The sequence below is a fragment of the Maribacter litoralis genome (assembly GCF_003075045.1).
Classification (GTDB): domain Bacteria; phylum Bacteroidota; class Bacteroidia; order Flavobacteriales; family Flavobacteriaceae; genus Maribacter; species Maribacter litoralis.
The window spans coordinates 532,218-552,309 of record NZ_QCZD01000001.1 but is presented as its reverse complement, the minus strand read 5'-3'; the positions used below and the strand labels follow the sequence as shown (position 1 = coordinate 552,309).

Genomic DNA, 20,092 nt, shown 5'->3' with positions numbered 1-20,092 from the left:
TTTAGTAAAAATACTTAGAAATAGGAGATACTCCTACAATTAAATAAAGGGCAAAAAAAATACCCTTAACGTTAATTAAGGGTATTTATAAAATTAATTTCTATTAAATGGATTCTAATATACCATTTAATGTAGCGCTTGGTCTCATAGCTTTTTCAACCAATACAGGATCTGGTTTGTAATAACCGCCAATATCTTGTTTTGAGCCTTGTGCATCTATCAATTCTGATAGTATCTGTTCTTCTTTGTCATTGATATCGGAACTAACTTTAGAGAATATAGCTTTTAGTTTGGCATTGTCATCTTGTAATGCTAATGCTTCAGCCCAATATTTAGCTAAGAAAAAGTGGCTACCTCTGGTATCGATTTCCTTTACTTTTCTAGAAGGAGATTTATCATTCAATAAGAACTTTTCGGTTGCACTATCTAAAGTATCGCCTAGAACCTTAGCAGCAGGATTTGAATTTTTCTCACCAAAAAACTCCAATGAAACGCCTAATGCTAAAAATTCACCTAAAGAATCCCATCTTAGGTGTCCTTCTTCCAAAAATTGCTCAACGTGCTTTGGAGCAGATCCACCGGCACCGGTTTCAAATAGTCCGCCTCCGTTCATCAAAGGAACTATGGATAGCATTTTCGCACTGGTACCAACTTCTAAAATAGGGAAGAGGTCAGTAAGGTAATCTCTTAAAACATTACCGGAAACAGAAATGGTATCCTTACCATCCTTCATTCTTTTTAACGTGAAAGCTGTAGCTTTAATAGGAGACATAATCTGAATGTCCAAACCTTTTGTGTCCTCTTGTGCTAAATAAGTATTTACTTTTTTAATAAGTTCGGCGTCGTGAGATCTATTTTCATCTAACCAAAAAATAGCAGGTACATCTGTTGCTCTTGCTCTTGAGACAGCTAATTTTACCCAGTCTTGAATAGGAGCGTCTTTCACTTGGCACATACGCCAAATATCACCACTATTTACAGAATGCTCAAGTAAAACTGTACCACTAGTAGTGTCAACTACCTGTACTGTTCCGCTCTGGTTAATTTCGAAAGTCTTGTCATGAGAACCGTACTCTTCCGCTTTTTGAGCCATTAGACCTACGTTAGGTACTGTACCCATAGTAGTAGGGTCAAAAGCTCCATGTTCTTTACAGAAGTCGATTGTTGCCGTATAAATGCCAGCATAACTACTATCTGGAATTACTGCTTTGGTATCTTGTGGCTTGCCTTCGGCATTCCACATTTGTCCTGAGTTTCTGATCATAGCCGGCATTGAAGCATCTATAATAATATCACTAGGTACATGTAAGTTAGTAATTCCTTTATCGGAATTTACCATTGCTAAATCTGGTCCGTTTGCCAAGGCTTCATCCAAATCGTTCTTGATGGCATCTTGTTCTTCTTTTGGCAAAGCTTCTATTTTTTGATATAAGCTTGCTAAACCATCACTAGGTCTAATTCCTAATTTTTCAAAGGTATCCTCATATTTTTCGAAGACAGACTTAAAGAAGGTGTCCACAACATGACCAAATATAATTGGATCGGATACTTTCATCATTGTAGCCTTTAAGTGTACTGAAAAAAGTACGCCTTTATCCTTGGCATCTTTTACCTCTTTGCTCAAGAAGTCAAGTAGCGCTTTTTTGTTCATTACCGTTGCATCAATAATTTCAGCAGCTTGTAAGCTGATATTATCTTTTAGAATAGTTTCAGAACCGTTAGAAACTAATTTGATTTGTACGGAGGTTTCGTTCTTTAGAGTAACAGATTTTTCGTTGGCTTGAAAATCTCCTTCGCCCATCGTAGCAACATGTGTTTTGGAGTCAGAGCTCCATGCACCCATACTATGAGGATTCTGTTTAGCGTAATTCTTTACGGCCTTCGGTGCTCTTCGGTCAGAGTTACCTTCCCTTAGTACAGGGTTTACGGCACTACCTTTTACAGTATGATATCTAGCCTTAATTTCTTTTTCCTCGTCATTTTTAGGCTCATCTGGATAATCGGGTAGTTTGTAACCTTTTGCTTGTAATTCTTTTATAGCCTCGTGTAATTGAGGTACCGATGCACTAATATTAGGTAATTTTATAATGTTTGCTTCTGGCTGTTTAGCCATTTTGCCCAATTCTTCCAAATCATTGGACACTCGTTGCTCTTCCGTTAAAAATTCGGGAAAGGTAGCAGCGATTCTTCCAGCTAAAGAGATGTCTTTAGTTTCAATTTCAATTCCTGATGATTTAGTGAAAGCTTTTACAATAGGTAAAAAAGACTCTGTTGCCAATGCAGGCGCTTCGTCTGTTTTTGTATAAAAAATTTTGGACATGTGCGGTTTGTTTTAATTTAAGCGGAACAAATATACAATTTTATACAGGTTTGATGGTGGAGATAATGCCTTAATATTTAAGGCAGGCGGGAAGTTTTGTTAAATAACAAAAGCCATATCAATGTACGCATACAATGATATGGCTTTTTAGAAAAAGTTTACGGACTGTTTGTTTTAATTTTTCATTAAAACGGCAACCCTTGATTGCATCCGCTTCACTGATTCAACGTTTAAAATATTTTTCGATTCCCAGATACGCAATCCGGCATCTACACAATATTTCTTTTTTATTGTCATCATTGAAAACTAAAAACCTAGTGTATAGTATTTTTAAAATTCAACTAATTTTAAACTTAATTGGCGACAGCCAACAAACTTAAAATTTACCCCATTTAATAATCATTAAATGATATGGTCAAACAATAATACGATAGAACGTAAACTTCGTAATGGTGTCGAAATGGATGCTTTTCTCAATCACCATTTTTTAACCACAGTTCAATTTACAAAAAATAGTAATATAAAACGTAAAATTGTAAACTTTTATTAATCAACACTTTATGAACATCGGTTATTCACTTTTGTTCATAAAAAAAGCACTGTCCAAAATAGAACAGTGCTTATTATTATTGTGAAGAAGAATTTATCCTCTTACTTCCTTAATTCTAGCTTTCTTACCAGTTAATTCACGGAAGTAGTATATTCTAGATCTACGTACTTTACCACGCTTGTTCACTTCAATTTTTTGAAGAGCAGGTAGGTTAATAGGGAAGATACGTTCAACACCTACAGTTCCAGACATTTTACGGATTGTAAACGTCTCTGTAGAACCAGTACCTCTACGTTGTATAACAACACCTTTAAAGAACTGTGTTCTTGTTTTCTCACCTTCCTTAATTTCGTAGTAAACAGTGATTGTATCACCAGCAGAAAATTTTGGAAATTCTTTTTTAGTTACGAATTCGTCTTGTACAAATTTTATTAATGATTCCATTGTATAGTTAAAATTGGAATTAAATTAGAGCAACATTCACGATTATCGTCAGAGGTTATTCTAACAGGCTGCAAAATTAGTGTTTATATTAAAATACACAAGTATTTATTTGCTTTTTCTTTATTTTTTGGATTTTGCTTATTCCAACAAATCCGGACGTAACTTTTCTGTACGTTCATATGCTTTGCTTTCTCTCCATTCTTCAATTTTACCAAAATTTCCACTTAGTAGAACGTCTGGGACCTTTGAACCTTTGTATTCAGCTGGTCTTGTATATACAGGCGGAGCTAATAGACCATCTTGAAAAGTATCGGTAAGTGCAGATGTTTCGTCATTGAGTACGCCAGGTAATAGTCTAATTATTGCATCGCATAAAACCGCTGCACCTAATTCGCCACCAGAAAGTACGTAGTCTCCAATTGATATTTCTTTCGTTATAAAAAGATCTCTTACGCGCTGATCCACTCCTTTATAATGTCCGCAAAGAATAATAATGTTTTTGGTCATAGATAGGGTGTTGGCTGTTTTCTGGTTTAAAGTTTCGCCATCTGGAGTCATATATATGACTTCGTCATATTCTCTTTCAGATTTTAAACCTGTAATACATTTATCTATGGGCTCAATCATAAGAACCATACCGGCTCCTCCGCCAAATTGGTAATCATCTACATTTCTATACTTTGTATCGGTATAATCCCTAAGATTATGAAAATGGACCTCGACCAAATCTTTTTCAATGGCTCTCTTTAATATGGAGGCTTCAAAAGGACTGGTGAGTAGCTCAGGTAACACTGTAATTATGTCAATTCTCATTTTTTAATTTTGCATCGTCATTTAACCTGCCAAAAGTAATGAAAACAGTGGTAATCTTTTTCCCAACCAAGCTTTTCGTATAATTTTTGAGCTGGGTTATCGATAGCAGTTTCCAAGGCAAGACCTTTATAGCCATTTATTCTGCAAAATTCTTGAGCTTTTAATAGCAGTTGCTCACCAACAGATTTACCTCTGTGCTCAGCAGCAACGAATAAGTCGTTTAGGATAATTGATTTCTCTAGGCTAACGGAAGAAAAGGTAAAATATAGCTGTACAAAACCAATTGCAATATTTGCTTCGTAAGCAGCAAAAATTACAGATTCGTTATTTATAAGTCTATCGTTTAGAAAATCTCTTGCGGCTTCTAAGTCAGATTCCATTTTATAAAATACTCTATATCCGTCAAAAAGAAGAACTATGTCCTCTATTTGAGTTGCCGTAAGTCTTTGTATCATAATTCGGATAAAAAAAAGCTCCAAATTGGAGCTTTTTAAATTATTTAGTTTTCTTCTGTTTGTTAATCTCGTCTTGCAGCTGTCTACTGATCTTTTGTTCACGCTCTAAAGCTCTTCGCCTATGATCTTCGTATTCCACTTCCAATTCAGATAAATTCTGTTTTGCTTCCTGTGTAAGAATATTGCTGTTTCTAAATTTATAGATAAATAAACCAAGTGTTAGAAATAAGATTCCGATAATGGTCCATAGTACAAAGTTATATGTTCCTTTGGAAACTGGTAAGCCAAGAAAGGACATGCTGTCTTTTTCCTCTGTTACCAAACCCAAGTTGGTAGTGGTCTCTTCTAGTTTTTTATTTAAAGAGGTAATTGTAGTTTCATGCTCCGCAATAGTAGCTTTAAGCTCGCCCGTTTTCTTGTTCATGGCGGCTATGGAGTCCAAAACATTTTTTCTGATTTTAAATAAATTAGATTCTTTTACCACTTCATATCTAACACCATCTGCTCTATAGTTTCCTGATCGCTTGGCAATATAATCGAATTGATTACTGATCGGTCCTTCGTCTAAAGACAACTTATCTTCCTCTTCTTCGGCATTTTGAGCAAATTGCACATTACTAGCTAATAAAAAGGCTAATAACAATAGTATTCTATAGAAATTCATGTAATAGATTCTTAGGTTAATTTGAATAATTTAGAGTTGACTAAAGTACTTTATAAAAATTGAATTATGAAAAAAATATAAAGCTTAAACTTTCTTTATTTACCTACGTTCTTAATTAACAAATGGATCTTTTGTTCGGCAAAAATTAATAATACGTATAACGTCTTACTTTGGCAATGTATTTTGCCAGGCGAATTACTTGATGGGAATATCCGTATTCATTATCATACCATATATATAGGATAACATTTTTTCCGGTACTTGAAACTATGGTAGCCATACTATCATAAATAGATGGTGCAGAAGTACCGATAATGTCAGAGGATACCAACTCCTTGTCCAATGAGTATTTTATCTGTTCCACCAAATCACCTTCCAAGGCATATTTTTTAATCATGGAATTGACTCCGTCCAAAGAAGTTTTTTGGTTGATTTCAAGGTTTAAAATAGCCAAAGAGCCATTTGGTACGGGTACTCTAATGGCATTAGAGGTTAATTTACCTTCTAAAGATGGTAGTGCCTTGGTAACAGCTTTACCTGCTCCTGTTTCGGTAATGACCATGTTTAGGGCGGCTGCACGACCTCTTCTGTATTTACCGTGCATATTGTCCACTAAATTTTGGTCATTGGTGTAGGCGTGTATGGTTTCTAAATGCCCTTTTTTAATGCCGAAAGTTTCTTCTATCGCTTTTAAAATGGGAGTGATGGCATTGGTTGTACATGAAGCGGCTGAAAAAACATCAGTATCATCCGGTGAATATTCCAAGTGGTTTACACCATGCACGATATTGGCAACTTCTTTGCCGGGAGCGGTTAACAACACCTTTGCAGCCCCATTGGCTTGTAAGTGTCTTTCTAACTGCTCTTTTGTTCTAAAAGCACCTGTATTGTCTATGACCAAAGCTTCTTTGATGCCATATTCGGTATAATCTATTTCTTCTGGCATGTTGGCATATATAACATGTACCGTAGTGCCGTTGATGATAAGTTTTAAATTGGAATAATCTACTTTGACCGTTCCGTTAAAAATACCGTGTACCGAATCTGTTCTAAGCAAGCTTGCTCGTTTTTCAAGATTTTCAATACTTGGTTTGCCTCTAACAACAATAGCTCTTAATCTTAATTGGTTGCCTTTGCCAGTTTTTGACATAAGTTCTCTCGCAACCAATCTTCCTATTCTACCAAAACCATAGAGTACCACATCTTTGGGCTCTATACTTTTAAAATCTTGTGCAGATTGTAGTTTATCTATGACAAAAGATTTTACATTGTTAAGAATATTGGTGTCAGAATGGTATTCGTACGTTAGTTTACCGATGTCTAATTTGGAAGGCGGTAAGGCAATGTCAGATATTGATCTCAATATTTCTACGGAATCAAAAATAGAAATTGGTTTTTGTACAAATTCACCAGCGTACTCGTGCAAGTGCATAATGTCACTTACATTTTTGTCAATAACCTGATTTTTGAAAAGAACAATTTCAATGGATTTATCATACCATAAATCACTTACGATTTTGATAAATTCTGTAGTAGCTTTTCTGCGGTCTGCTTGAAATGCCAGCTCTTTTTCAAATGTGGTTTGTGGAGCCATAATTAGTTGATTATTTTAGAATTCGCACAAAACTAGAAAAATTAAGCACTTTAAATAAATATTTTTCAAAAAAAAGCCTTCGTTTTTACGAAGGCTGTATTTATTAAGGATTTTATTATTGAAAGATGAGTCGGTCTCTTTCACCATTGGATCCTAACATGGTAATGACCGTTTTTCCATATTTAGAGATACCGCCAAAAGCTGTATAAGCATCATCAATATTTCCTATTTCTTGATCATCTATTTTTACAATTACCTTTTCAGACAAGCCATAACCTCTATAACGTTCTGGTACACCTATAATCTTAACACCTGTTTTGGTCTTGTATACCTTTTTATCATGTTCGGTAAGGTTCTTAACTTCTAGACCCATTTCTGGAACTACTAGCGTTTGTCTTTCTTTTAGGGTTAGGGGCAATACTAGTTGCTCATCTTTTCTGTTGATGACAAATTCCAAAGTATCCCCAGGTCTTTTGGTGGATAGATATCCGGTTAAATCAGGATACTTGTGGACATCGATTTCATCAACCTTTTTGATAATATCGCCTATTTCAATACCCGCTTCTTCAGCAGCAGATTCTTCTTCAATGTATTCTATATACACACCATCAATATTATTTATGCCTTTTTCAATGGCGTCTCTAGTGTTAACAGGTGCAGGTCTTATGCCCATAAAACCTTTTTGTACATTACCGTATTCCAAGATGTCCTGAATTACTTTTTTCGCAATATTGCTAGGTACCGCAAAAGAATAACCAACATATGAACCGGTTTGTGATGTTATGGCTGTATTAATACCGATTAAGTCACCATTGGTGTTTACCAATGCTCCACCAGAATTTCCCGGGTTAACCGCTGCATCGGTTTGTATGAAGGATTGGTTCTTGCCAAGATTTCTTGCTTTTGCACTAACAATACCAGCGGTAACGGTCGAAGTAAGGTTGAAAGGATTACCAACCGCAAGCACCCATTCGCCGATTTTGGTGTGGTCGGAATCACCAAACGCCAAATACGGTAATTTCTCGTCCGGGTCGATTTTTATCAAGGCGATATCAGAATTTGGATCGGTACCGATCAATTCGGCATTGTAAGTTCTGTTATTGTTCAAGGTAACCTGTAATTGATTCGCTCTACTGATTACGTGATTGTTGGTAACAATATATCCGTCCGAAGAAATTATAACACCCGATCCCGTACCAACCTGTGGTACGACTTTGCCGCTGGTTCCATAGAATATATCAAATATATTGGTTGGTGCCTTGCTTATTGTAATATTCTTCACATGGACTACCGCGTTAACGGTGTTTTCTGCCGCATTGGTGAAATCAACCTCATTAATGCCTGCTCCCTTAGCTGATGTAGGTGTGTAACTGGCATTTACCACTCCGTTAGAATTTTCTTGAGCTATTATGGTAAAATTTTCCTTCTCGAAAAATAGTTTATAAGCACCCAATGTAATCGCACCTGCAAAAATGGAAACAAATAGGAGACTTGCTATTCTTTTCATATTCATCAAAGTTTTAACTTATTCTACACAAAATTAATCGTTTTTATGCTATAATATAAGCGTTTAACTACTTTTTAACTAGCGAAGAAAATCTAATTATGTGCTATCTTTGAGCCTTTAATAAAGCATGGAAAATACATTTTATAAATATCAGGGTACAGGTAATGATTTTGTGATGATCGATAATCGCAAAGGTCAATTTCCAAAAGAAGATACGGAGCTAGTGGCAAAGATTTGTCATAGAAGATTTGGGGTTGGTGCTGACGGACTCATTTTATTGGAAAATGACGCGGAAACCGATTTTAGAATGGTTTATTTCAACGCCGATGGAAAAGAGGGTAGTATGTGCGGCAATGGTGGACGATGTATTGTTGCCTTTGCCAATTTTCTTGATGTAATTGAAGAAGAAACCGTTTTCATTGCTGTAGACGGTTTGCACAAAGCTACAATAGTAGGTGATGTGGTTAGCCTTAAAATGCTAGATGTATCTGAAATTAAAGAGAAATCGAACGCTCTTTTTATGGATACCGGGTCGCCACATCATATTCAATTGGTGAATGGTTTAAAGTCTTTTAATGTAGCTAAAGAGGGTGCACGCATACGCTATGGTATTTACGGTGAAAAAGGTAGTAATGTAAACTTTGTGGAGACAAATGTTGATGGTGGGTTCAGTATTAGAACTTATGAAAGGGGAGTAGAAGACGAGACATTATCATGTGGTACGGGAGTTACGGCAGTAGCATTAGGGATGTATCATTTAGGAAATACGAAAGAAAAAACGGTTGCGGTAAAAGCGTTGGGGGGTAATTTAGAGGTATCTTTCAAAGAAGACCATGGTGCGTATTCCAATATATATTTAAAAGGAGAGGCTAAACAGGTTTTTAAAGGTGAATTAACGTGGTAACATTAAAAGGAAAACAGATTTATCTAAGGGCTTTAGAACAGAAAGACCTTAATTTTCTGTACCTAATAGAGAATGATACCAAAGTGTGGGAGGTAAGTGGCACCGTAACGCCTTATTCAAAAGATGTGTTGCAGTTGTATTTGGACAATGCCCACAGAGATATTTTTGATGTGAAGCAATTGCGATTGGTTATTTGTACCCATGAGCATAAAACTCTCGGTTTAATTGATGTTTTTGATTTTGAACCAAATCATAAGCGAGCTGGTATTGGAATAGTTATCTTAGATGAAGACCAAAGAAACAAAGGAATTGGTGCGGAAGCCATAACCTTGCTAACCAATTATTTGTACGAAACATTGGGGTTACAACAAGTTTATGCCAATATTTTAGAGGATAATTTATCAAGCTTACATCTTTTCAAGAAATTGGGCTTTCAGGTAGTTGGTGTCAAAAAAGATTGGGTACGCTTTAAAAATACCTTTAAGAATGAAGTATTATTGCAAAAAATAAATAGTTAATGTACATCAAGCGTATTTTATTGGGTGTAGTGCTCGTAGGTTTAATCGGAGGTGGAATTTTTGCCTATATGGTTTATGGTACTTTTTTTACTTCAAATACAAGTTTTAACAATGATGAAGCTGCTGTATTTATACCAACCAATGCAACTGTTGTTGATTTAGAGGAGCGTCTTTCTCCTATCTTAGAGGATTTTGATTCATTTGAGTCTGCTGCTGATAGAAAAGGGTATTTGTCCAATATTAAGGCCGGGCGTTATAAAATTAAAAAGGGTATGAATAACAATGAGATAGTTAACTCATTGCGAAGTGGAAATTTACCCGTTAAAGTTTCGTTTAACAATCAAGAGAACATCAATGATTTAGCGGGAAGAATTGCTGCACAGATCGAAGCTGACAGTATCTCATTGGTGTCAGCATTTAATGATAAAGATTTTTTAAAAGCCAATGGTTTTGATGATGCTAATAAGCTGTCATTGTACATACCTAATAGTTACGAGTTTTTCTGGAATACCTCAGCCGAAGGCTTTAGAAGTAGAATGCTAAAGGAATATAATCGTTTTTGGACAGAAACCCGTAAGAACAAAGCTAGTGCACTTGGCTTGGAGCCAAACGAAGTAATTGCATTGGCATCCATAGTTCATAAAGAAACGGCTAAGGTTGATGAACGTCCAACGGTTGCAGGTGTGTATTTAAATAGGTTGAGAAAAAGAATGTTATTGCAAGCCGATCCAACGGTAATTTTTGCTATAAAGAAAGAAACGGGTAATTACGATACCATAATAAAAAGAGTGTTGTATAGGGATTTGGAGATGGATTCTCCCTATAATACCTATAAGTATGCCGGATTGCCTCCGGGACCAATTTCTATGCCCGATATTTCTGCTATAGATGCAGTTTTAAATCCTAAAAAACACAACTATTACTATTTTGTGGCTAATGTTGAAAAGTTCGGTTATCATATGTTTGCAGAGAGTTTAACGCAACACAACCGAAATAAAGAGCAGTACATCCGATGGATTAACGCTCAGAAAATCAAGAGATAAGCATTCAACCGAATTTTAGAACTTGTTAACTAATTCTGTATTCTTTTAACAGAACCTTCTTAAACTCTTAAAATTTCAGACCTACCTTTGCTCCAGAAATTTAAGCAGGCAAATAGTAGTCGCTGTAAGTCTTAAGAAACTATATGTATGAGAAGATGGATATTAGCAAGTTGTCCTCTAATTGTTACGTTTATAATTTCTGGTTACGGTTTTAGACCTTTTAAGGTTGAAGTGCCAAATCAGTTAAAAGTAAACAAGCCAGAGTTGGTTTCTTTTCCTGAAGATGAATCTCTTTTGGCGAATTATCAGATAAATCCCCCTTTTCTTGGTCGCCAGTTTGTAGGTTTCAAAGAAGCGTTAGCTTTTAAGGAGTCTCAAGGAAATTATTTTGTAACCAATACTTTTGGTTATTTAGGTAAGTATCAATTTGGACTGGGCACTTTAGAATTGGTAGGTGTGTACAATGGAAATCAGTTTCTTAACGATCCTGAATTGCAAGAAAAGGTTTTTCATGTAAATACATCTCGTAACAAGTGGATTCTTAGAAGGGATATTAAACGTTATGTAGGTATTCGTATGAACGGCATTGAGGTTACCGAATCGGGTATTCTTGCAGCTGCTCATTTAGCGGGACCGGGTAACGTGAAACTTTATTTAAGATCACATGGGCGCATGGAGATTACCGATGGTTATGGAACTAGTATTTCTAATTATATGAAAAAGTTTTCTGGGTACGATGTTTCTATGATAGAAGCAAAACGAAATCCTAGAATTTAAAAGTTTAAGTAGATATGAAAATGGGAAACCTTGGCATTAGTTTGTCAAGGTTTTTTTTATGCTTGAATAATAAAGATTGCAGGTCTTTTATGAAGATCTACATTTTCCTTTTTCCAATTAATGGCTGTTTTGGTCTTAATATACTCTGTAGGTAAGGTAATATCTGCTGCTACACAAATTCTTGTGCTTGGAGCAAGGGTTTTGATCAACTCCTCTAGCATCTTATTGTTGCGGTACGGTGTTTCAATGAACACTTGAGACTGATTTTCGTCTTTTGATCTCCGTTCTAAATTTTTAATATACTTTTTTCGATCAGAGCTGTCAATGGGTAAGTACCCGTTAAATGCGAAATTTTGACCGTTCATGCCACTTGCCATTAATGCTAACAAAATGGAAGAAGGGCCAACTAACGGAATAACCTGTATGTTTTTGGTATGGGCTATTTTTACCACAGCGGCACCAGGGTCGGCAATACCAGGGCAACCCGCTTCTGATAATATGCCTACGTCATAACCTTCTAAACAAGGGTTTAAAAATGTAGGAATTTCTTCTGGTTCGGTAAATTTGTTCAGTACAAATAACTTTAAACTTGGCTGAGATTTTCTAGGACTGATTTTCTTGATAAAGTGCCTAGCGGTTTTTTCATTTTCAACCACATAATGGTCAAGTCTTTCAATAGTTTGCTTTATTGAAATGGGTAAAACTTCTAAAGGAGGCATATCGCCTAATGTAGAAGGAATTAAATAGACTTTTCCAATTTTACCGTTTTGTGTACTCATTTATTTACTTTCTAATTTGTCGGCAATATTAGTACAAGCCTTGTCTATCAGTTGAAATACAGTTTCAAATCCGTCATCGGCATCATAATATGGATCTGGAACTTCTTGGTCTGTTGCGTCTATTTCATTTAATAACAGCTTTACCTTTTCTGCATCGGCTTTATTACGAGCCATACCGATAATATTACCATAGTTGCTCTTGTCCATGGCGTATATCAAATCAAACGTATCAAAGTCCGATACTATAAATCTTCTACACACCTGTGAGCTAATATCAATATTGTGATTTTTTGCTACTTTAATAGACCTTGGGTCAGGTGCATTGCCAATGTGATAACCAGCTGTTCCTGCCGAGTCTACAAAAACCTTGGCGGTATCAACTTTGCTTTTAAGAATACCCTCTGCCAATGGAGACCTGCAAATATTACCTAGGCAAACCATTAACACTTTCATTTAAAGATAAGATTTAAGAGAATTTCTTAGTTAAATCGTCAATATACTTACGAAACTGCTTATCGGTTTCTGCTAAATTATCAACGGTCTTGCACGCATGAAGTACTGTTGCGTGATCACGCTTTCCTATTTGTGAACCAATACTTGCCAAAGAAGCTTTTGTAAATTTCTTCGCAAAGAACATAGCTAATTGTCTAGCTTGTACAATATGCCTCTTTCTTGTTTTAGATTGTAACGTAGCAACATCCATTTCAAAGTAATCAGAAACAACCTTTTGAATATAATCGATAGAAACTTCGCGTTTGGTATTCTTCACGAACTTTTCTACTACTTGTTGCGCAAGCTCAATGGTAACTTCTCTTTTGTTTAAAGTAGACTGTGCAATCAAAGAAATAATAGCGCCTTCTAACTCTCTAATATTGGTTTTAATATGTTTTGCAACATATTCTATAATGTCTTCAGGTATTTCTACGCCATCTCTATACAGTTTATTCTTAAGAATAGAGATTCTTGTTTCGTAATCCGGACTCTGCAACTCAGCCGATAATCCCCATTTGAAACGAGAAAGTAATCGTTGTTCAATATCCTGCATATCAACAGGAGCCTTGTCAGATGTTAAGATTACTTGTTTTCCGTTTTGATGCAAATGGTTGAAAATATGGAAAAATACATCTTGTGTACCAGATTTACCCGATAAGAACTGAACATCATCAATGATCAAAACATCTATCAGCTGGTAGAAATGAATAAAATCGTTACGTGTATTTTTCTTTACAGATTCAATATACTGTTGCGTAAACTTTTCTGCAGAGATATAAAGTACCGTTCTTTCGGGGTATTTATCTTTTATTTCTACCCCAATGGCATGAGCCAAGTGTGTTTTACCAAGACCAACTCCACCAAAAACTAATAAAGGATTGAAAGAAGTGCCACCTGGTTTATTGGCTACCGCCATACCTGCAGAACGAGCCAATCTATTGGAATCACCTTCCAAGAAATTGTCAAAGTTGTAATTCGGGTTTAATTGTGATTCTATCTTAATATTTCTAATTCCTGGAATTACAAAAGGGTTACGTAATTCTGGATTTTTAGATTTGATAGGAACATCCATTTCTTGGGCTGCCATTGCACCTCTATTGGAACTAGGGATTTTTTCGGTAAATGGTTCTTTGTTGCCATATGTATTTTCCATACGTATGATGTAAACCAATTTAGCAGTCTCTCCTAATTCTTTTGTTAAAGCTACCTTTAGAAGTTTAACGTAATGTTCTTCTAGCCACTCATAGAAAAATTTACTAGGTACTTGAATGCTTAAAGCGTTCTCGGTAAGCTTTATAGGTTTAATAGGTTCAAACCATGTTTTGAATGCCTGCGGTTGGATATTGTCTTTAATAAACACCAAACAGTTTTTCCATACGGAATTTGCAGTAACATTCATAATAATCTATACTCTTTTAATGGTTAGCTTTTAGCTAAAAGAGATTGAAATTTTTCAATCTTAGTTCTCGTTCAACTTGGGCAAATATGTGAACAAATTATTTAAAAAAAAAATCGATTGTCATTGAATTTGACCTTTTTTTTTCTCATGTTCGTTTACCGCTTAGGGGAGCTTTTAAATATATACTTTTTACTTGAAATAAATGCGAACAAACGAAATTTCTTTTCGAATTAGATACAGTGAGACAGATCAAATGGGTGTGGTCTATCATGGAAATTATGCTCAATATTTAGAATTGGCAAGAGTTGAATGGTTAAGGCTGTTGGGTATTTCTTACAAAAGTATGGAGGAAGGCGGCATTATGCTTCCTGTGATCAGTCTTTCTATAAATTATTTAAAACCTGCGTTGTACGATGATTTAATAACGGTGAAGGTAGTTTTGAATAAAAAACCAGCAGTAAGAATAGAATTTGATTATGAAATTGTGAATGAAGCAGGTGAATTATTGGCTACGGCAAATACGGTTTTGGTTTTTATGGATATGAAACGAAAAAGACCAACTAAATGTCCGCAAATACTTTTAGATAAATTAGAGTATTAAATTTTAGCCGTGTTCTTTTACCTCTAATTTGTGATGTGCCTTTAATAATTTCAAGGTTTTTGTGTAGTCACTTTTGTTAACACTTAAAATTACTTTGCACTTTAGATGTAAATCTTGTGATACAATATTCATTTGGTGCTTTTTGACCAAACGCATTACGATATCCATTTCAGAGTACTCAAAAATAACAGTAAGTTCTTTTTGCAAAACTTTGGTTATAATAGATGCGTTTTCTAAAGCTAACTTCGCAGCTTCTTTATAGGCGCTGATCAAACCACCGACTCCTAATTTTGTGCCACCGAATATGCGTACCACGGCTACCAAAATATTGGTGACATCAAAAGATTGAATTTGTCCATAAATAGGCATACCGGCAGAATTGTTTGGTTCGCCATCATCATTGACCCGGTATGATTTTGTTTCTATGCCTAATTGCCAAGCATAGCAAACATGATTCGCGTTAGGGTATTCTTTTTTTAAGGTTTCTATATGCTCTTTTATGGTTTCTTCATTGGAAACAGGGAGGCAATACCCATAAAACTTGCTTTTTCGTTCTTTGAACAAAATAGGTTCAGAAGGTGATGAAAGTGTTTTATAGGTGTCCATGTAATTTGATAGGTAAAAGTTATATATAAGACATTAGTTTTGGTCCAAATGCAACCAGAATAATACTGAAAACAGCTAAACCTATACCGAGCCAGTTTTTAAACGTTAGTCGCTCTTTGAATAATACTATGCCTAAGAGCGTTGAAAACATAACAATGGCTACATTGTTGATTGTAAATACCGATGCACTGTTCCATGTGGGGTGTTGTAATGCCTTCAACAAAAAGTATATGGAAAAATAGTTGGGAATACCCAAGCAAACACCACCAATAACATTTTTTAAATTAATTTTTATCTGTTGTTGTACAGATTTATATCCTATAAATAATAATCCGAACATTCCTGCAGATGCAAAAACTGTAGCGGAGAACAGTGCATATTCTTCTTCGGGCATATGTGCGTCTTGAAAATATTTAATACTGGTATCAATAGTACCTGAGCCAATAAAGACTAAAATTGGCAGGGCAAATGCCCATTTTTCGGCTTTAATTTTATTTTCTTTTAGTGAACTAAAGTAAACTGCCAACAATGCCAATAGTATGCCTATAATTTCTAAAACAGTCAAAACTTCCCTATAGAAAAATACACCGAAAAGAACAGGAATGGTGAGAGACATCTTTGTAGCTACCGATGCTACCGATACGCCCAGCTTTTGAGAGGTAGCTGCCATTAAATTAAATATTAGTATGAATAACAGACCAAGTAGAATACTGCCCCAAAACCAACTTTTTTGTGGTATTTCAAAAGCATTAATGGGTTTTTGGTAATAAAGTAAACCCACCACACAAGCAATAAAGTAATTTACTATTATCGCATATATCGTTTGAACTTTATATTTGGTATATAGCTTAAAAACAACAAAAATTAGACTAGAAAATAGAATACTTAGTGCTAAATACATTGATTAGATACGGCTTAAGGTTTCCAGTACATCTTCTTTTCCAACTTGAAGATTCCAACAATGTATGCCAAGTTTAGATGCGCTATCGGTATTTTCTTTTGTGTCGTCTAAAAAGAAAGTCTCTTCTGCAATTAGATTATTCTCTTTCAATACAAATTCATAAATGTCTGTATTGGGTTTGCGCATTTTCATTTCTTGCGATAAATAGAATACTTCAAAGCAGTTTTTGAATCTATTAAACCGCTCCATTCCCATAGATTCTTTTACTTTCTCAATATGTAAATCATTGGTGTTACTCAATAGGAATAAACGATATTGATTATCGCTCTTTAATTTTTCAATGAATTTTAATCGTTCTTCAGGGAAATCTAAAATGATGGAATTCCATGCATCCTTAATTTGTTGTTTGGTTGTATTTGTGAAAATAGCCTGTAGTTTATCAATGAAAGCATCGGTCTCTAGTAAGCCCATTTCATATTCTTTAAAAATAGTGTCTAGTTCTGGGGTCAATTCGGTAAACCCAAATTTTGCCATTTCTAGTAAAGGGGCTTGTTTATCTAGATTGATGAAGATATCACCAAAATCAAATATGATGTTTTTAATCATTTCGTACTATGGTTAGTTGGTCGGTTAAAATTGAAGTATGTACTAGAATAGGTCCAGCCACTTTTGGTGCGTTAATCCCTTTTGTGAAATTGTTTGCCCCTTTAAAAAGTCGAGCTTCATCCCATAGGTTGGCGACAATAAAACTTTGTAGTGTTTGTGAACCTCCTTCAATGATGACGCTTTGTATCTGTTCTTCGTACATCACCTTACATAATTGCTTTGGTAGTTCATGTTTAAAATCCAATACTTTATAAATTACCTTTTCTATGTACCGTTCACTGTCGTTTATTTCGGTGCAGACAATAGTTTTTTGTGTTCCATCAAATACATGATAGTCAGAAGAAATTTTTAAGTTTCTATCCAAAATTATTCGTGTAGGTGCCTTGCCGGTCCATTCTCTTACATTCAATTGAGGGTTGTCTGCTAAAACGGTATTAGTGCCCACTAATATTCCCGGTTCCTCGCTACGCCATTTATGTACCAATTGCCTAGATTTGGTATTGGTAATCCAAAAAGGTTTCTTTTCTTCACCACGTTTGGTAGGTTCAGGTGCTATGAATCCGTCCGCGGTTTCTGCCCATTTTAAAATAATATAAGGTCGCTTTTTGGTGAAAAAAGTTAAAAATCTTTTGTGATGCTCCTCGCATTCTTTTTGTAAAATCCCTACTTGAACTTCACAACCAGCTTCTTTCAATTTTTTGATTCCGTTGCCTGCTACTTTTTCATGTGGGTCCTTTAAACCGATAACAACTCTTGGGATGCCCATTTTTATTATAAGATCGGCACAGGGCGGAGTTTTACCGTAATGAGAGCAGGGCTCTAATGTTACGTATATGGTTGATGATTTTAAAAGATCAGCATCAGATACTGAGTTAATGGCATTAACCTCAGCATGAGAACCACCGTAGGCGCTCGTAAAGCCCTCTCCAATAATTTTATCTTCACGAACAATTACAGCACCTACCATTGGGTTAGGAGCCGTAGTTCCCAATCCGTTTTTTGCAATTTCAATACAGCGAAACATATATTTCTCATCTGTAGAAAGATTATCTAAATGTGCCGACATTGAATTTTAAGAATCAAGATTATTAATGGACATCAAACTTTACCTTTATACGCATAACACGTATCTTCACACCTCAAAAATAGTACTTTAAAACCTATTGGCTTATTCATATGGAAAATGTCATTATACGTGAAATCAGAAAGGAAGATAACCCACAAGTTGCTAGGGTTATACGACAGGTATTGGAGGATTTAGGAGTGCCAAAAGTAGGTACGGCTTATGAAGACCCTTCCTTAGATAATATGTATGAGCATTATGATAAGCCAAAGGCTACTTACTTTGTAATTGAAGAAAATGGCTCAATTTTGGGCTGCGCCGGTGTTGCACAATTAGATAATTATAAAGGCAATGTTTGTGAGCTTCAGAAAATGTACTTTTTGCAAGAAGCTAGGGGCAAAGGAGCAGGTCATAAAATGATTAATGTTTGTTTAGATAAAGCTAAGGAATATGGTTTTGATGCCTGCTATTTAGAGACAATGCCCTATATGGATGCCGCCCAGAAACTATATAAGAAAATGGGCTTTGAATATATTGATGCCCGTATGGGAGATACCGGTCATTATTCTTGCCCGGTATTTATGCTTAAAACTTTATAATTGTGCTTTTACGGGAAATCAGGAATATTTTTCACACAGAATTAGATGCTGTTTATGGTACAGAAGAAGTGAGGAGCTTTTTCTATTTACTCATAGAGCATTATTTTGATTTAGAACGCTTTGTGCTTGCCGTGCAACCAGAGTTGAATATTGATAAAGACCAAGAAACCATAATCTTTAAGGCACTATCCGAATTAAAATTAGAAAAGCCAATTCAGCATATTATAGGAACAGCTTATTTTATGAATATGGATTTTAAGGTCAACGAACACGTGTTGATCCCGAGACCTGAAACCGAAGAATTGGTGCGGTGGATTTTAGATGACCATGATAACGATCATGCGCTTCGTGTTTTAGACATGGGTACAGGCAGTGGTTGTATTCCCATTTCTTTGGATAAAAATCTAAATAATGCAAAAGTGTTTGGTCTGGATATCTCTATAGAAGCGTTGCAAGTTGCTAGGGAAAATAATGAACGCTTACATACTTCGGTTACCTTTTTTCAAGCAGATATATTATCCATAAACAACTCCACAAAAAATGAAGTTTCGGAATTGAATCAAAAATTTGATATTATTGTTTCCAATCCGCCCTATGTTAGGGAACTTGAAAAAGCTGAGATGCGTAAAAATGTTTTAGATCATGAACCCAACTTGGCACTGTTTGTTGCAGATGATAATCCATTGCAGTTTTACGATAAAATAGTTGAGTATGCCTCAAATCGCTTGGAACATAATGGGTGTCTGTATTTAGAAATAAATCAATATTTAGGGGCAGAAATGCAAAAATTGCTACATAAGTTTGGTTTTGAGACTATAGTTTTGGAAAAAGATATGTTTGGTAATGACCGCATGCTTAAAGGAGTTAAAAAATGAAAAGTATCGTTGTTTTTTGCGGTAGTAGCGAAGGTGGAAATACCGAATATGGTGAAGCTGCATTGGCGCTAGGTAGTACAATGGCTGAAAAAGATATTCAGCTGGTATACGGAGGAGCCAAAATTGGCATCATGGGCAAAGTAGCAGAAGGCGTATTGCAGAATGGCGGAAAAGTTATAGGGGTAATTCCTGTCTTTTTAAAGAAGAAAGAAGTGGTGCATGAGGGATTGACCCAATTGATCGTCACCCAAAATATGCACGAACGAAAATTAAAAATGCATGAACTATCCGAAGGTATTATAATGCTACCTGGCGGATTTGGGACCTTAGAAGAGTTTTTTGAAATGTTGACTTGGTCTCAGTTGGGGCTACATCAATATCCGATAGGAATACTAAATACCAACGGATTCTATGACTCCCTTTTAAAGATGATGCATGACATGGTACAAGAAGGGTTTGTAAAACAAGAACATATAAATACTATTTTGGTAGAAAACGATATAAATGCATTGCTCAATAAAATGAAAAGCTATGTGCCGCTGCCAACACCAAAATGGATTAAAAAAGACCAGCTTTAAACTA

At 35.5% G+C, this 20,092-nt stretch carries 22 protein-coding genes; 8 read left to right on the top strand and 14 right to left on the bottom strand.

Going from position 1 to position 20,092, the window contains the following annotated elements:
- Positions 1 to 103 precede the first annotated feature (103 nt).
- From DCS95_RS02660 to DCS95_RS02630, 7 genes are all read right to left on the bottom strand, one after another.
- Positions 104 to 2,320, bottom strand: coding sequence for an NADP-dependent isocitrate dehydrogenase (locus DCS95_RS02660; protein WP_116769284.1), 2,217 nt, complete (start codon positions 2,318 to 2,320; stop codon positions 104 to 106).
- A gap of 643 nt (positions 2,321 to 2,963) precedes the next feature.
- Positions 2,964 to 3,314, bottom strand: coding sequence for a 50S ribosomal protein L19 (gene rplS / locus DCS95_RS02655; RefSeq protein WP_058102993.1), 351 nt, complete (start codon positions 3,312 to 3,314; stop codon positions 2,964 to 2,966).
- Positions 3,315 to 3,452: 138 nt separating this feature from the next.
- The gene (gene trmD, locus DCS95_RS02650) at positions 3,453 to 4,127 is read right to left on the bottom strand and encodes a tRNA (guanosine(37)-N1)-methyltransferase TrmD (RefSeq protein WP_116769283.1); all 675 of its coding nucleotides are present in this window, start codon (positions 4,125 to 4,127) and stop codon (positions 3,453 to 3,455) included.
- Positions 4,128 to 4,144: 17 nt separating this feature from the next.
- Positions 4,145 to 4,582: a GNAT family N-acetyltransferase gene (locus DCS95_RS02645; RefSeq protein WP_116769282.1), complete on the bottom strand. Its 438-nt coding sequence runs from the start codon at positions 4,580 to 4,582 to the stop codon at positions 4,145 to 4,147.
- A 40-nt stretch (positions 4,583 to 4,622) separates the two neighbouring features.
- Complete coding sequence (locus tag DCS95_RS02640) at positions 4,623 to 5,246, bottom strand: tRNA (guanine-N1)-methyltransferase (protein ID WP_116769281.1); 624 nt, start codon at positions 5,244 to 5,246, stop codon at positions 4,623 to 4,625.
- Positions 5,247 to 5,391: 145 nt separating this feature from the next.
- Positions 5,392 to 6,840, bottom strand: coding sequence for a glyceraldehyde-3-phosphate dehydrogenase (locus DCS95_RS02635; RefSeq protein WP_116769280.1), 1,449 nt, complete (start codon positions 6,838 to 6,840; stop codon positions 5,392 to 5,394).
- Positions 6,841 to 6,955: 115 nt separating this feature from the next.
- Positions 6,956 to 8,347, bottom strand: coding sequence for a S1C family serine protease (locus DCS95_RS02630; protein WP_116770128.1), 1,392 nt, complete (start codon positions 8,345 to 8,347; stop codon positions 6,956 to 6,958).
- Positions 8,348 to 8,474: 127 nt separating this feature from the next.
- Between DCS95_RS02630 and dapF the strand changes: the two genes are divergently transcribed.
- The 4 genes from dapF (at position 8,475) to DCS95_RS02610 (ending at position 11,589) form a co-directional block, all read left to right on the top strand.
- On the top strand, positions 8,475 to 9,251 hold the full coding sequence (dapF, locus tag DCS95_RS02625) for a diaminopimelate epimerase (RefSeq protein WP_116769279.1): 777 nt from the start codon (positions 8,475 to 8,477) through the stop codon (positions 9,249 to 9,251).
- Positions 9,245 to 9,769 (top strand): GNAT family N-acetyltransferase, encoded by a 525-nt coding sequence (locus tag DCS95_RS02620; protein WP_116769278.1) that lies wholly within the window; start codon positions 9,245 to 9,247, stop codon positions 9,767 to 9,769. The genes dapF and DCS95_RS02620 overlap by 7 nt, the downstream gene beginning before the upstream one ends.
- A complete protein-coding gene (gene mltG / locus DCS95_RS02615) occupies positions 9,769 to 10,812 on the top strand; it encodes an endolytic transglycosylase MltG (protein ID WP_116769277.1) in 1,044 nt (347 codons plus the stop codon). Before DCS95_RS02620 ends, mltG begins: the two co-directional genes overlap by 1 nt.
- Positions 10,813 to 10,959: 147 nt before the next feature.
- Positions 10,960 to 11,589 (top strand): hypothetical protein, encoded by a 630-nt coding sequence (locus DCS95_RS02610; protein ID WP_116769276.1) that lies wholly within the window; start codon positions 10,960 to 10,962, stop codon positions 11,587 to 11,589.
- A 56-nt stretch (positions 11,590 to 11,645) separates the two neighbouring features.
- On the opposite strand, the gene DCS95_RS02605 is transcribed toward DCS95_RS02610, so the two are convergent.
- From DCS95_RS02605 to dnaA, 3 genes are read right to left on the bottom strand one after another with little or no spacing between them, the layout of a single operon-like run.
- On the bottom strand, positions 11,646 to 12,368 hold the full coding sequence (locus DCS95_RS02605; protein WP_116769275.1) for an SAM-dependent methyltransferase: 723 nt from the start codon (positions 12,366 to 12,368) through the stop codon (positions 11,646 to 11,648).
- Positions 12,369 to 12,821: a low molecular weight protein-tyrosine-phosphatase gene (locus tag DCS95_RS02600; protein WP_116769274.1), complete on the bottom strand. Its 453-nt coding sequence runs from the start codon at positions 12,819 to 12,821 to the stop codon at positions 12,369 to 12,371.
- A 13-nt stretch (positions 12,822 to 12,834) separates the two neighbouring features.
- Positions 12,835 to 14,259, bottom strand: coding sequence for a chromosomal replication initiator protein DnaA (dnaA, locus tag DCS95_RS02595; protein WP_058102982.1), 1,425 nt, complete (start codon positions 14,257 to 14,259; stop codon positions 12,835 to 12,837).
- A gap of 202 nt (positions 14,260 to 14,461) precedes the next feature.
- Between dnaA and DCS95_RS02590 the strand changes: the two genes are divergently transcribed.
- Positions 14,462 to 14,860, top strand: coding sequence for an acyl-CoA thioesterase (locus DCS95_RS02590; protein ID WP_116769273.1), 399 nt, complete (start codon positions 14,462 to 14,464; stop codon positions 14,858 to 14,860).
- Positions 14,861 to 14,863: 3 nt separating this feature from the next.
- Here the strand turns inward: DCS95_RS02590 and DCS95_RS02585 are convergent, their stop codons facing one another.
- Genes DCS95_RS02585 through ribD form a run of 4 tightly spaced genes read right to left on the bottom strand, consistent with a single transcriptional unit; the run spans position 14,864 to position 18,039 of the window.
- Positions 14,864 to 15,466: an IMPACT family protein gene (locus DCS95_RS02585; RefSeq protein ID WP_116769272.1), complete on the bottom strand. Its 603-nt coding sequence runs from the start codon at positions 15,464 to 15,466 to the stop codon at positions 14,864 to 14,866.
- A gap of 19 nt (positions 15,467 to 15,485) precedes the next feature.
- Positions 15,486 to 16,367, bottom strand: coding sequence for an EamA family transporter (locus DCS95_RS02580; protein ID WP_116769271.1), 882 nt, complete (start codon positions 16,365 to 16,367; stop codon positions 15,486 to 15,488).
- Between the two features lie 3 nt (positions 16,368 to 16,370).
- Positions 16,371 to 16,973 carry an HAD family hydrolase gene (locus DCS95_RS02575; RefSeq protein WP_116769270.1) on the bottom strand — a complete coding sequence of 201 codons (603 nt, stop codon included), beginning with the start codon at positions 16,971 to 16,973 and terminating at the stop codon, positions 16,371 to 16,373.
- Entirely contained in the window at positions 16,966 to 18,039 is a 1,074-nt protein-coding gene (gene ribD, locus DCS95_RS02570; protein WP_116769269.1) for a bifunctional diaminohydroxyphosphoribosylaminopyrimidine deaminase/5-amino-6-(5-phosphoribosylamino)uracil reductase RibD, read from the bottom strand. The genes DCS95_RS02575 and ribD overlap by 8 nt, the downstream gene beginning before the upstream one ends.
- A gap of 110 nt (positions 18,040 to 18,149) precedes the next feature.
- On the opposite strand from ribD, the gene DCS95_RS02565 reads away from it, so the two are divergent.
- Genes DCS95_RS02565 through DCS95_RS02555 form a run of 3 tightly spaced genes read left to right on the top strand, consistent with a single transcriptional unit; the run spans position 18,150 to position 20,088 of the window.
- A complete protein-coding gene (locus DCS95_RS02565) occupies positions 18,150 to 18,635 on the top strand; it encodes a GNAT family N-acetyltransferase (RefSeq protein ID WP_116769268.1) in 486 nt (161 codons plus the stop codon).
- A gap of 2 nt (positions 18,636 to 18,637) precedes the next feature.
- The gene (gene prmC, locus DCS95_RS02560) at positions 18,638 to 19,510 is read left to right on the top strand and encodes a peptide chain release factor N(5)-glutamine methyltransferase (RefSeq protein WP_116769267.1); all 873 of its coding nucleotides are present in this window, start codon (positions 18,638 to 18,640) and stop codon (positions 19,508 to 19,510) included.
- Entirely contained in the window at positions 19,507 to 20,088 is a 582-nt protein-coding gene (locus DCS95_RS02555) for an LOG family protein (protein WP_116769266.1), read from the top strand. The genes prmC and DCS95_RS02555 overlap by 4 nt, the downstream gene beginning before the upstream one ends.
- Positions 20,089 to 20,092 lie beyond the last annotated feature (4 nt).